Below are 13,590 nucleotides of genomic sequence, written 5' to 3' on the forward strand. Positions count from 1 at the left end.
TACGCTATTCTTGCTATATGCCTGACCCCAAATCCCTTTTAGATCGATTGGCCGATTTCTTATCGCCACAGCCAACCAGCCCCAGTGAGCGACGCCAGGAACTAATTGAAACGCTACGCGAAGCCCAAACAGAGGGTCTAATTGATGCTGATGCACTTTCTATGATTGAAGGCGTCTTTCAAGTGGGTCAACTATCTGCGCGAGATATCTTGGTACCGCGAGCGCAAATCGACTGGATCGACATTAACCAGCCTCTTGCAGATCTCATGAAAACCGCTATTGAGGCTGCGCACTCTCGCTTTCCAGTCTTTGAAGGAACACGCGATAACGTGATTGGCATTCTGCTTGCCAAAGACTTGTTACGTCATGCAACTGAAAAAGATTTTCAGATACGAGACTGGTTACGTCCAGCAGTATTCATACCAGAATCTAAGCGATTAAGTGTTTTATTGCGCGACTTCAAAGACAACCGCAATCACTTAGCCATCGTTGTCGATGAATATGGTGGCGTAGCAGGCATTATTACGATTGAGGATGTTCTCGAGCAAATTGTTGGCGATATTGAAGATGAACACGATATTGATGAAGAAGCAGACAATATCATAGCGCTCGATAATGGCGACATTCGAGTTAAAGGCATGACTGAGCTCGAACAATTTAACCAAACGATCGGCACACACTTTGCGATTGACGATATTGATACCGTTGCTGGCTTGGTGATTCAGCATTTAGGGCGCGTTCCCAAAATAGGCGAACACATCACCATTGAAGGCATTGAATTTGTAATACAGCGCGCCGATCCCCGACAAATACATGTGCTGCTAGCCCGGCAATTACCTCAATAAACCGACCAGGGCGAATCTTGCTCATTTACAAGATATTTACCCAACGCATCTCGACAGGGGTTGCGCTTTTTGGACTTGGCGTACTGCTTGCCCTTGTTGCTGAACTGCCCTATGGTGGTTGGTATCAATTACCGATTCTAAGTATTGTCTGGTGGCTACTACGCAATGAGATGTCGCAAACAACAAAGCAATACTTCGCTTATGGACTTATTTTTGGACTCGGTTATTTTCTGATTGGATTGTGGTGGCTCTACATCAGCATGCACGATGTTGGGGGTATGAATCCAATCCTCTCAGCTATCGCAGTTTTACTATTATCCCTTTACATGGCCTCGTATTTTTGTGCGGCCACTTTTAGTATTCGCTATTTCAAGCAAAGTCAGATTGCCGGTTTATTACTTGCCTCTAGTTGGGTAGTTGCAGAATATTTACGTGGCTATATATTTACTGGCTTCCCGTGGATGGGGTTGGCAGAAAACCAATTTACTGGACCTTTCTCACTCATTGCACCAGTCTTTGGCGGTCTTGCCTGCACATTTTTAGTAGTATGGGCTTCGTGGGAAATTCTGCAAATAAGAACCCACCCCATCAAGCGCGCTGTTATGTTGCTCGCAACAATTGCATTGATTCAATTTACAGGAAAAATTTCCTATACCAAGCCTTTTGGGGAGCCAATCAGTGTGCGCCTCATTCAAGGTAATTTTGAGCAGAGTCTCAAATTTAATCCGCAAGCAATTAGTCAACAGATTGACTTTTATGTTTCAGAAATTGAGAAACAATCAGCTAATCTCATCATCATTCCTGAGACTGCCTTTCCATGGCCACAAAATAATCTTCCATCTGGATTGTTAAACTATTTGCAGAATTATTCCAACACAAGCCTCAGCAATCTCTTGCTTGGTTTAGTTGGTGAAGTTCCCAGCGATCAAGGATTGCAATACACCAATCGCGCAATTGGCTTGTCACCAAATACTGCGCCCTATCAATACGATAAGGTTCATCTAGTTCCATTTGGAGAATTTATACCTCCAGGATTTCATTGGTTTATCAAGGCATTTAATGTTCCCTTAAGTGACTTTGCACGAGGCAGCTTTGATCAAAAACCTTTTAGCATTGAACGCAAAAATCAAGCAAGTGTTAATGCAGCAATCACAATTTGCTATGAAGATGTCTTTGGGAGTGAGCTAGCTTCACGTATAAAGCACAATAAAGAGCCAGTTCATTTGCTAGTTAATATGACGAACTTAGCTTGGTTTGGTCAGTCACAAGCCCCTACTCAGCAATTACGTCTCTCACAATTAAGATCCTTAGAAACAGGCCTGCCAGCCCTAAGAGCGACTAATACTGGCATCACCGCCGTCTTAGGCTCGGACGGCAAATTGCTTCAAAACCTTCCAGAATTTACCCAAGCAACACTCGCCGCCAAAATCCAGCCCTATAGCGGTCAAACTCCTTATGTTAGATGGGGCAACCTGCCGATCCTAAGTCTTTCAGTAGCATTACTAATCTGGGGCTTTATTCGTCATCGTCGTTTTTGAGCATTTTTAACTCCATAGTGCGCTAGCCATGTAAAATCAATGGCTTAGCCAGGTTAATCATGCTTACTTTTCAGCAAATCATTCTCAAACTTCAAGATTATTGGGACCAACAAGGTTGTGCCCTTTTGCAACCCATCGACCTAGAGGTTGGCGCTGGGACCTCCCATACCGCAACCTTTTTAAGAGCAATTGGACCTGAGCCCTGGAAAGCCGCTTATGTGCAACCATCGCGACGGCCTAAAGATGGACGCTACGGCGAAAACCCAAATCGCTTGCAGCACTACTACCAGTATCAGGTTGTTTTAAAACCAGCCCCTGAAAATATTTTGGAGTTGTATTTAGGCTCTTTGGCAGCGCTCGGTTTAGATCTAAAACAAAATGACATTCGTTTTGTTGAAGACGATTGGGAAAATCCAACTCTTGGCGCTTGGGGCTTAGGTTGGGAAGTATGGCTGAACGGCATGGAAGTTACTCAGTTCACCTATTTCCAGCAAGTAGGTGGCCTAGACTGCAAACCTGTCTTAGGCGAAATCACCTACGGTATCGAACGCTTAGCAATGTACATCCAAAATTGCTCCAATGTTTATGATCTTGTTTGGGCCGATGGAATTTCATATGGTGATGTTTATCACCAAAACGAAGTTGAACAATCCCGCTACAACTTCGAACACTCAAACGCAGATCTCTTATTTGCAAATTTTGGAAACTACGAAAGTGAAGCAAAGCGCCTAATGGAAGTGCCGCTGGCGTTACCTGCCTATGAGATGGTTCTGAAGGCGGCACACACTTTTAATTTACTAGATGCTCGTGGCGCTATATCTGTGACCGAGCGTGCCGCTTATATCGGCCGCATTCGCAATCTATCCCGCGCAGTTGCACAAGCCTACTTTGACTCCCGAGAGAAACTTGGCTTTCCAATGTGTCAACGCCAAACCAAGGCTTAAGAGCCTGACTGATTGAAATTATTGTTTTCTTATGAGCTCATCTAATTCAAACACTCCATCAGCAAGTTTGTTGATTGAAGTCTTTACCGAAGAATTGCCCCCTAAGTCACTACGCCGTTTAGGTGATGCCTTTAGCGAAGGTATTTTTACCGCTCTCAAAGCAGCCAATCTCACTACCGAATCCTCTATTGCGACGGGATTTGCAACTCCACGCCGCTTAGCAGTTCAAGTTACCGGTGTACTAGATCAAGCCCAAGACTATCCGGTAAGGGAAAAGCTTTTGCCAACAAGTATTGCATTTGATGCAGATGGCAAAGCAACAGCTCCATTATTGAAAAAATTAACTGCTCTTGGTTTTTCTGATATTGACCTATCTACCCTTGAAAAATCGGGTGAAGGCAAAAATGAAGCGCTTTACCTTAATGTAGTTGCTAAAGGTGCTTCGCTTGAAAAAACTGCGCAAACTGCATTAGAACAAACACTCAACAAATTACCGATTGCCAAAATGATGCACTACCAAGTGCAACAGAAAAACGGTGAACTTAATGATGTTCAGTTTGCACGTCCAGCACATCGCATTATTGCGATTTATGGCAATAAAACCCTCAATATTCATGGGCTTGGCATTGATGCTGGCAATCAGACCGAGGGGCATCGCTTCTTAGCGCCTGGCGTATTTACGATTAGTAATGCAGATCAATACGAGAATGAACTTCAAGGTAAGGCAAAAGTAATTCCGAGCTTTACCAAGCGTCGTGAACAAATTAAGGCGGCCTTACTTAAAGCGGCAGGCGATGATCTCGTTTTAATGCCTGACAATTTGTTGGATGAAGTAACCTCGCTAGTTGAATGGCCTGCTATCTATGAATGTCACTTTGATCCAGAATTTTTAGAAGTACCACAAGAATGTCTGATTCTTACAATGCAGACAAATCAGAAATATTTTGCGCTAACCGATAAACAAGGAAAGTTGCGCAATCGATTCTTGATTGTTTCAAATATTGAAACTGCGACACCTAATGCAATTATTTCCGGCAACGAACGAGTTGTTCGCCCACGCTTATCGGATGCCCGGTTTTTCTTCCAACAAGACCAGAAGCGGCCCTTAGCTTCTCGTGTGGCAGACCTCGCAAAAGTCGTCTATCACAATCAACTTGGAAATCAACTTGATCGCACTAAACGCGTACAAGGTATTGCTGTTGGGATCGCCAAGAAACTCAAAGCCGATGAAAAATTAGCTAGCCGTGCCGCAGAGATTGCCAAGACAGACTTACTCACCGATATGGTTGGTGAGTTCCCTGAATTACAAGGCATCATGGGCACCTACTATGCGAAGCATGACGGCGAGAGTATGGATGTAGCATCAGCATGTAGTGAACACTATATGCCACGCTTTGCTGGCGACAGCTTGCCTCAAACTCAAACTGGAACAATATTGGCAATCGCAGACAAACTCGAGACGCTAATAGGTATTTGGGGTGTAGGGCTTGCACCAACTGGCGATAAAGATCCATACGCCTTACGTCGCCATGCACTTGGCATTTGTCGTTTACTTTTAGAAAAAAATCTTTCATTAAGCTTGCCAGATTTAATTGAGCTAGCGCGCACTCAATTTACCCAGAAAGATGTTCAAGAAAAAGCCAAAACGGCTGATATCTATGAATTCATTATCGATCGTTTACGTGCATATTTGCGTGATCAGTCCATAGCAGGAAAACCATTTACCAGCGCTGAAATTGAGGCGGTTCTCAGTCAGTCTCCAGAGCATATCAATGACGTAATTGATCGTCTAACCGCTCTTCCCCAATTTAACGCATTACCTCAGGCAGCTCAGTTAGCTGCTGCTAATAAACGGATTAGCAATATTCTAAAGAAGACAGCTACAGCCATTCCAGCAAGCTGCTCAAGCAAGCTTTTGCAAATTCCCGCTGAAATTTCCCTACATCAGGCCCTAAATTCTGTTATTCCAACACTCAATGCCGCTTATGAAAAGCGTCAATATGTTGAACTTTTGCAAGCATTAGTTGCGCTGAGTGCGCCTATTGATCAGTTCTTCGCGGATGTCATGGTAATGGATCCCAACACCGAACTACGTGATAACCGTTTAGCCCTTCTGCAAGAACTACATCAAAAAATGAACCTTGTTGCCGATCTCGGCAAGTTAGCATGAGCACTAGCTCTTCAAAACTCATTATTTTGGATCGCGATGGTGTGATCAATGAAGATCGCGATGACTATGTCAAGTCAGTAGATGAATGGGTTCCGCTTCCAGGTAGCTTGGAAGCTATAGCACTTCTCAATCAAGCCGGCTATCAAATTGCCATTGCCACCAATCAATCAGGATTGGCAAGAGGCTATTTCACGATCAATGAATTGCACGCCATGCATAGCAAGATGGAGAAGCTTCTCAAGCCCCTGGGGGGTAATATTGACAGCATCTTTTTCTGCCCTCATACCGATGCTCATGCTTGTGATTGCAGAAAACCTGCTCCGGGAATGATGAAAGAAATCGCTTTGCGGTACAAAAGAACGAATACAAAACATCCCCTATTGGGCGTTCCAATTGTTGGCGATTCTCTACGAGATTTACAAGCAGGCGTAGTTTTAGGCGCGTCACCACACTTAGTGCTGACTGGAAAGGGACAGAAAACCTTGGCAAAGGGTGAGCTTCCTGAGGGCACACAAATTCATGCTGACCTATTAGCATTCACGAACTCTTTACTAGCAAACAAAGTCTAGGATATTTATGGTGTTCATTCGTTCCACGATATTCACCCTCTTCCTATTGGTCTTCACGCCAATTTGGTCAGTACTATGTATGCTCGCCTTTCCCTTCCTAAGCCCAGAAAATCGCTATAACTTCATTGGAATTTGGAACAAAGTAGTCATTTGGCTCTTGTGGCATCTCTGTGGTGTTCATTATGAAATTCGGGGCATGGAAAGCATGCGCGCCGTTTTAAATCAACCTGTAGTCATTCTGAGTAAACATCAATCTGCTTACGAAACTATTGCTTATATAGCCTTATTACCGAAACAGCTCTGCTTTGTTTTTAAACGTGAGTTGCTTTGGATTCCATTTTTTGGCTGGACACTTGCTTTACTAAAAATGATCCACATTAATCGTGCCAATAAACAGACGGCAGCATTATCTGTAGCCAGCCAAGGCCGCAAGCGCTTGAGCGAAGGCAAGTGGATCATGTTATTTCCTGAGGGCACAAGAACGCCAAGGGGCTCGACCAAGCCCTACCGAAAAGGTGGCACCAGACTTGCGAGTGCTACTGGAGCTCTAGTAATTCCGATTGCACACAATGCCGGCATTTGCTGGCCAAAAAATAGCTTTCTCAAGCGCCCAGGAACTGTTGTTTTCTCAATTGGTCCAGCAATTACTTCCGAAGGAAAATCTGGAGAAGAGTTACAACAAGAGGTTGAGGGCTGGATTGAAGCTGAAATGCGCGTAATAGATCCAAGCGCATATAGGTAATTTAGAAGTTTTAAGCAGCTAAGATCTTAGCCCATTCAATGTAACGATTCACAGATATATCTTGAGCCCTGGCTTTCAGCTCCTCTTCAGAAAGCTTTAGCTTGCCAGAAAATTCTTGTAGATTTGTTCTGAGCATTTTTCTTCTTTGCGAAAAAGCAGCTGCAACCACTTGTTCTAGAGCGCTCCATTGAACATCATTTAAGCTGAAATCTCTTCTAGGAATCATTCGCACTACTGCTGAGTTCACCTTAGGCGCCGGCTCGAAAGCCTCAGGAGGCACCTCAAGAGCTAACTCCATATCGTAGCGAGCTTGCAACATCACAGAAAGCCTACTGAAATCAGAGCTTCCAGCTTGCGCCACCATACGTTCGACTACTTCAGCTTGGAGCATAAATACTTGCTCGTCAATATGTGAAGCGGCTGAAACCAAGTGAAAGAGTAAAGGCGATGAAATATTGTAAGGCAGATTACCAACTACCTTGCATAAACCTGATTTTTCAGAGCGTTGCTGCGCCCATTCATTAAAATTAAACTTGAGGGCATCCCCTTCAATCACTGTCAATCCCTGAAGATTTTCGTGATTCCAGTAACCCACCAAATCTCGATCAATCTCTAATAAATCAAGGTGAGAAAGGCTGCTTAGCAATGGTCTTGTTAGCGCACCAAGACCAGGTCCGATTTCAATAACGTGCATATCTGAACTCGGATTAATCAGACGCACAATTGCATGAATAACGCCCTGATCTTGTAAGAAATTTTGACCGAAACGTTTACGTGCGCGATGCATTAAGCAACCAATTTTTTTGCGTAAGCGCCATTTGATATGCCGCGCGAATAGCTTCTAGCATTGACCCTGAATCAGCTAGACCCTTACCGGCGATATCTAAAGCTGTTCCATGGTCCACCGAAGTTCGAATAATCGGCAAACCTAAGGTGATATTAACACCACCACCAAAAGTGACAAACTTAAATGGAGCCAAGCCTTGATCGTGATACATGGCGATAAAAGCATCTACCCCTTCCAAAGCCTTGGGTTCAAACATAGTATCTCCGGGATATGGGCCAGATACATCAATGCCTATTTTTTTAGCCGCTTCAATTGCCGGAGAAATCATCTCAATCTCCTCTTGGCCCAAATACCCAGATTCACCAGCGTGAGGATTTAGGCCTGATACGCGAATCACAGGATGATCGATACCCATCTTCGCTTCAAGATCTCGTTGCACAATTTGAATTGTTTCCAAAATCAGATCTTGGCTTAAAGAGGCGGAAACCTTATGTAATGGCAAATGAGTTGTTACCAAAGCTACCCTCAGATCTCTTGAACAAGACAACCCCAAAAACCCCTTTTCTAGATTTGCACTCAACATCATCACTACGTGTTTCACACCACAACGTTGCGCGAGATATTCTGTGTGCCCGGTAAAGGCGAGTCCAGCTTGATTAATAACACTCTTTTGAATAGGTGCTGTGACCATCGCATCAAACTGCCCCGCCATACAACCGTCAATAGCCTTATCTAAGAGTTGAATCACATATGGGCCATTTTGAGTACTTAATTGGCCAGGAGCGGAAGAAACAATAAGTGGAATAGCTTCCACTTGAAGACGCTCGGTATTAGCGCCTTGAGTTACCTCCTTTAAAAGGTTTTGATCCCCTAATAAAGTAATACTCACATTGGCTTGCTCTAGCAAAAATTGCTTGGCTGCAGCTATCGATACCTCAGGACCGACACCAGCTGGTTCACCAGTGGTAATAACGAGCTTAACGAGGGGCACCAGTTGCTGCATCTTCAACATTCAAGATTTTTACAGTCGCGGTATCTCGTATCTCGCGCAGCCAATCCTGATAGGCTTGCTCAAACTTTCTCTCACGAATTGCAGCACGCGCAAATTGACGTTGCTTTTCAACAGTTAGTTGAGCTTCGCGACGCTCTAAAACCTGTATCAAGTGCCAACCAAATTCTGTCTTCACTGGGTTGCTCACTTCGCCAATCTGCAAACGATTCATAGCCTGCTCAAACTCAGGAACCAAATCTCCCGGGCCCATCCAACCTAAATTACCACCATTTGGTGCAGATCCATCTTCGGAATATTTTTTTGCAAGCTCGCCAAAGTCTGCAGTCTTTGCACGAACCTGATCACGATATCCAGCCAGACGACGCTCAGCATCTTGGTCTGTTAAACCAGGGCGGTTGCGTAACAAAATATGACGAGCCATGGTCTGCGTAATGGGTATATTTTGCGGTGTATTCGAGCTTGCTGCAGCTGGCTCAATTTGTTGAGCAGCTTGACCAACAGCTATGGCACGGCGATCCATTACCTTGAGAACGTGATAACCAGCGGGACTTTTAACTACTGCGTTCGCAACTTGTCCGCCGCCTGTATTGCGAATTGCCTCATAAAATAACTGAGGAAGTCGATCGGGCGAGCGATAACCTAAATCCTGAAATTTAATTTTTAGATTTTCTTTGGCGGCCATAGCACCAAGTTGCATAAAGTCCACATCCCCTTTTGCGTCTCGCAAAAGTTGGTCCGCTTTTCTTTTGGCTTCAGCTTGTGCCCCAACACCAGCAGATGCATCTACTGGGATAAAAATTTGGGCTACATCAATTTCCTCTGGCTCGCCCTTAGCGGCAGGAGCAGACCGAGGCGCAGTGCCACCAATGGCTCGGGTTCTTTCGGCAATGAAGTTATCGATCTCGGCATCTGAAATCTTGATTTTTGCTTCGACTTCCCGCTCTCGATAACGACTCAGAATCACATCATCACGTAATAATTGCTTGTAACGCTCGAAAGTGCTTCCTGATGCAACTACCTTTGCCTTAAATTCAGCGACGCTCATTTTATTTTTTTCAGCAATATCGGAAATGATCTTATCAAGCTCTTTATTGGTCACCGTGACGCCCTCTTGCTCGGCGTTTTGTAACTGAATCTTTTCTATGATTAATCGCTCTAGGATTACCTTTCGTAACGATCCATCGTCTGGGAGTTTTGCACCTTGTTTTCTGAGGGCGGCAATTCGATCATCAATATCTTTGCGAGTGACATAGCCTGTATTCACCACTGCGGCAACGCCATCAATATTACGAATTTTGCTATCGCTCACGGTTGGCGCTTTAGCTACATCCTGGGCGCTCGCTACCCCAGCCAATATGAATATGGCAATACAAAAAATTTTTTTCAAACTGAACCTACAAAGCATCATTGGTAATTCTCATATATGGATGGAGGGATAGGCTTAGAAGTCGGCATATACCCAGGTACATTTAACTTCATGATATCAACTGGATTACTTCCTGCGCTAGCAAAGCCCCTAAATTCGACTTGAAACAGGACTTGGGTAGTTGTAATAAGGGATGTATTAACTGCCTGGGAATAAGCGCCTCGGAAAGTCCAGCAATCCTTAGTCCATTCCAAGCCAACCAAAGTATTTAGGGTTTTAGTTGTCAAAGCATCATAGCCCCAACGACCCAGCACTGAAACTTCGCGAGTCAATGGCCATTGCCCGGAGATATTGTATTGATCCGTAGTGGTGGCTGCAGGAGTTGCCACTTGATTATTTTGTGCTGATGCCTGGATTGGTGGCGACCATACATTACGGTAACCAAAGTTCAGGCTTCTACCAACTGTAGGGCGCCAACTCGCGCCAACTGTTGTCTGCACAAAACGATTTAACTGCGTGTTGTACTGGCCAAACATATCCGCACTAAAGTTGCCAAGCAATCGAACGGAAGCTGAACCTAAGGTATCTGAATATGTTGTTGGGTTAGCAATGTTTCCATTGAGGCCCACTTTTTGCCCAGTAAACTGTTGCTTCTGAGCCAGGGTCACATTCGCACGCTCTGCACCTGTATTTGATTCAATCATACGACTCGTTAAGCCTAGTGTCGCAGCATTCGTATCGGCAATACGATCATTGCCGATAAAAGTATTAGCCGTAAAAATTTGCGACACACCAAAACCAGCATCAGCAGTATCAAATACAGGCGTATTGGCCTGACTTTGATATGGCGTGTAGGCGTAAAACGCTCTTGGCTCCATTGTTAGCAACATATCGCGACCAAAGAAACCATGAAGCTCTTTAGCATCTCTTTCAAAGGCTAATCCCGAATCCAAACTAAATGTCGGTATCGTGAAACCTTGAACAGCTGCAGGACTTGTGCCGGTAAAAGCTGCTGGATTAGCAGTTGCATTGTAAGTATTCGACTGAAAACTCACTGTAGGCGTAATGTAATACCCAGGAGTAATTTGTGGCAGCGATAATCCAGCCTTTACTACAGTTCGATCTGCTTGCGTGTAAGCGCCTGGTGGCGGAGCATTAAAATTACTTCCCAATGCATAAGCAAAGCGAGTGTAATCAGCCGAGAAAGAGGTCTTCGGTCCTGTAGGCAATGCCAAATATCTTCCAGTTGGATCCGACACCACAGGACTAAGCTGACTGTTATAGGCAGCAGTAATATTTGGCAATACGTTGTAAGGCGCTTGCACTAAATTATTCGGATCAGGTTGCAAGGTTTGGAATGTAGCTGCCTTAGCCCCCACAACCCAATTACTTAATTCACCAGTCAACTGCTTAGATGTACCTAGCTCTTGACGGAATTGGCTGGTTACTTGACCAGCAATACTTTGTGAAAAGTTGGTTGGATACAAGCTATCCGAGACACGTGACATATTGGCATAGCCACTCCATGACCCAGGCATCGGGATGCCACCGGGCCCAACACCGCCTGAGAAGATTTGACGTTGTTGCCAATCGTACTTCCAACGATTCGTGCCAGTCTGCTTGTCATAAGGCAAATACTCACCAGTAGCAACACCGGAATACTCTCTCTCAAGAAAACGATAAGAGGCGCCAAGCATAAAACCGCGATGATTCATTTCACGTGGCAATAACAATAGATCACGATTGGGGGCGATGTTCACATAGTAAGGCGCTGTGATATCCAAACCATTATTGGAGTTATAGCCAACAACTGGTGCTAGCAAACCAGTCCTGCGTTCACCTGAAGTTGGCGCTGTGAAATAAGGAACATAGGCAATTGGCACATTAAAGAAACGCATCACACCATTAGTGCCAACCATTTCTTTTTGTTCGTTATCAATCTCAAGACTACTTGCCGTGAAATACCAATCCATATTCTCTGGAGTACATGTCGTATATGTCGCTCGATCAAATACAAAGATGTCCGAGTTTTCAATCGTTAACTTATTGGCCGTGCCATTTCCACGTGTATCTCTGAGCTCATAGGATGGTGACTCCATAAAACCTTCACGTGCATCCACCTTAAATTGTCCCTTTGGACCTTTGAAGGTTGTATTCCCTTTTGAAAGTTCAGCGTTACCAATTAAGTCGGCAATATCAGTATCAGGGTTATAGGTAATCTCATCAGCTTTTAGCGCTGCTCCATTACGACGAATTTGAGCGCGACCTTTCAGATGCATATCTCGCTCAACAACCCCGTCAATCACATCACTAGATGTAAAGGTCAGAGCCTCACCATCAGAGATTGGCTTGCCCACCCGCAGTTGATCATCCAACTTGAGAACAGTGACATTTCCTCGGTCTGGTAAGAGTGTGAAATTCTGTGTAGCTTGCGAAACTGGAGGGAGTGCCGCTGGCGCCTGAGCGTGTCCCAAAAGCGAAACTGGAAGCAATGCCACCCCGATCAGTATGCGCAGGGTTATGGCTAAAAAAAGAGGGGCGCAAAAGCCGGCGCGACGGCGATAATGACTCATGGATCCAGACCGCCTTATTATACGAATCGACCATGACTGACTCTCGCTTAAACACCCTAAAAAACTGGCTAAAAACCCTCCAGGCTAACTGGCAATTAGATCTCGACACTTTGGCCCCGGCTTCTGCGGACGCCAGCTTTAGACGCTATTTCCGTATTCAGTCCCAAAATCCGAAATTTGGGAGCCTAATCATCATGGATGCACCGCCCCAACATGAACCTCTAGACGCATTCATTCAGGTTGATTTACTGCTTTCTGAAGCAGGATTAAATGCGCCAAAAATCTTAGAGCAAAATTTATCTGAAGGATTTTTATTATTAAACGATCTTGGCAATCAAACCTATCTTGCAGCACTCAATGATCAAACTGCAAATGCACTGTATCAAGATGCCACACAAGCATTAATACAAATGCAAATGGCAAGTAAGCCCGACATTCTGCCAAATTATGATGAAGCATTACTTCAGCGAGAATTGGATTTATTTCCCGATTGGTATCTCAAGGCACATCTACAAATTGAACTCACTGCTATCCAAAAGCAACAACTTAAAGATGCTTTTGCATTAATCATTGAAAACAATTTGGCACAAGCTAAAGTCTATGTACATCGCGATTACCATTCACGCAACTTGATGGTTACAGCTGAAAATAATCCGGGCGTAATAGACTTTCAGGATGCGGTGTATGGGCCTATTACTTATGATGCTGCGTCACTTTGGCGCGATGCCTATATTTGCTGGCCTGAAGAGCGTGTTATTGATTGGGTTATTAAATTTTGGGAACAAGGTCGCAAAGCAGGACTAGCAATGCCTGATGACTTTGGACAGTTCTACCGAGATTTTGAATGGATGGGCTTGCAGCGTCATCTTAAGGTACTTGGTATCTTTGCAAGGCTATTTCATCGTGACGGCAAAGATGGTTATTTAAAAGATATCCCATTGGTCTTGGAATACGCCATTGCAACCGCAAACCGGTATATCGAGTTAAAACCCTTGGCAAGAATTTTGGAATCCACTCAAACCTCTCAGAAATAAGATTTACCAA

General features: G+C 44.4%; 11 protein-coding genes. 7 read left to right on the forward strand and 4 right to left on the reverse strand.

What is annotated here, in order from left to right; all coding sequences use genetic code 11:
* The first annotated feature begins 17 nt into the window (after nucleotides 1-17).
* Genes NHB35_RS09705 through NHB35_RS09730 form a run of 6 tightly spaced genes read left to right on the forward strand, consistent with a single transcriptional unit; the run spans nucleotide 18 to nucleotide 6,808 of the window.
* Nucleotides 18-845, forward strand: coding sequence for a transporter associated domain-containing protein (locus NHB35_RS09705; protein ID WP_353432157.1), 828 nt, complete (start codon nucleotides 18-20; stop codon nucleotides 843-845).
* A gap of 17 nt (nucleotides 846-862) precedes the next feature.
* Complete coding sequence (lnt, locus tag NHB35_RS09710) at nucleotides 863-2,383, forward strand: apolipoprotein N-acyltransferase (RefSeq protein ID WP_353432158.1); 1,521 nt, start codon at nucleotides 863-865, stop codon at nucleotides 2,381-2,383.
* Nucleotides 2,384-2,442: 59 nt separating this feature from the next.
* A complete protein-coding gene (gene glyQ / locus NHB35_RS09715) occupies nucleotides 2,443-3,327 on the forward strand; it encodes a glycine--tRNA ligase subunit alpha (RefSeq protein ID WP_353432159.1) in 885 nt (294 codons plus the stop codon).
* Between the two features lie 31 nt (nucleotides 3,328-3,358).
* Complete coding sequence (gene glyS / locus NHB35_RS09720) at nucleotides 3,359-5,497, forward strand: glycine--tRNA ligase subunit beta (RefSeq protein ID WP_353432160.1); 2,139 nt, start codon at nucleotides 3,359-3,361, stop codon at nucleotides 5,495-5,497.
* A complete protein-coding gene (gmhB, locus tag NHB35_RS09725) occupies nucleotides 5,494-6,066 on the forward strand; it encodes a D-glycero-beta-D-manno-heptose 1,7-bisphosphate 7-phosphatase (protein WP_353432161.1) in 573 nt (190 codons plus the stop codon). Before glyS ends, gmhB begins: the two co-directional genes overlap by 4 nt.
* Before the next feature lie 7 nt (nucleotides 6,067-6,073).
* A complete protein-coding gene (locus tag NHB35_RS09730) occupies nucleotides 6,074-6,808 on the forward strand; it encodes a lysophospholipid acyltransferase family protein (RefSeq protein ID WP_353432162.1) in 735 nt (244 codons plus the stop codon).
* A 10-nt stretch (nucleotides 6,809-6,818) separates the two neighbouring features.
* Here NHB35_RS09730 and rsmA read toward each other — a convergent pair whose 3' ends face one another.
* Genes rsmA through lptD form a run of 4 tightly spaced genes read right to left on the reverse strand, consistent with a single transcriptional unit; the run spans nucleotide 6,819 to nucleotide 12,546 of the window.
* Complete coding sequence (rsmA, locus tag NHB35_RS09735; protein WP_353432163.1) at nucleotides 6,819-7,595, reverse strand: 16S rRNA (adenine(1518)-N(6)/adenine(1519)-N(6))-dimethyltransferase RsmA; 777 nt, start codon at nucleotides 7,593-7,595, stop codon at nucleotides 6,819-6,821.
* Complete coding sequence (gene pdxA, locus NHB35_RS09740; RefSeq protein ID WP_353433438.1) at nucleotides 7,579-8,598, reverse strand: 4-hydroxythreonine-4-phosphate dehydrogenase PdxA; 1,020 nt, start codon at nucleotides 8,596-8,598, stop codon at nucleotides 7,579-7,581. Before pdxA ends, rsmA begins: the two co-directional genes overlap by 17 nt.
* Entirely contained in the window at nucleotides 8,573-9,994 is a 1,422-nt protein-coding gene (locus tag NHB35_RS09745) for a peptidylprolyl isomerase (RefSeq protein WP_353432164.1), read from the reverse strand. Before NHB35_RS09745 ends, pdxA begins: the two co-directional genes overlap by 26 nt.
* 17 nt (nucleotides 9,995-10,011) lie before the next feature.
* A complete protein-coding gene (lptD, locus tag NHB35_RS09750; RefSeq protein WP_353432165.1) occupies nucleotides 10,012-12,546 on the reverse strand; it encodes an LPS assembly protein LptD in 2,535 nt (844 codons plus the stop codon).
* A 32-nt stretch (nucleotides 12,547-12,578) separates the two neighbouring features.
* Here lptD and NHB35_RS09755 point away from each other — a divergent pair, with 32 nt between their 5' ends.
* The gene (locus NHB35_RS09755; protein WP_353432166.1) at nucleotides 12,579-13,580 is read left to right on the forward strand and encodes a phosphotransferase; all 1,002 of its coding nucleotides are present in this window, start codon (nucleotides 12,579-12,581) and stop codon (nucleotides 13,578-13,580) included.
* The last annotated feature ends 10 nt before the right edge of the window (nucleotides 13,581-13,590 follow it).

This window comes from Polynucleobacter sp. MWH-UH23A (genome assembly GCF_040409805.1).
Classification (GTDB): domain Bacteria; phylum Pseudomonadota; class Gammaproteobacteria; order Burkholderiales; family Burkholderiaceae; genus Polynucleobacter.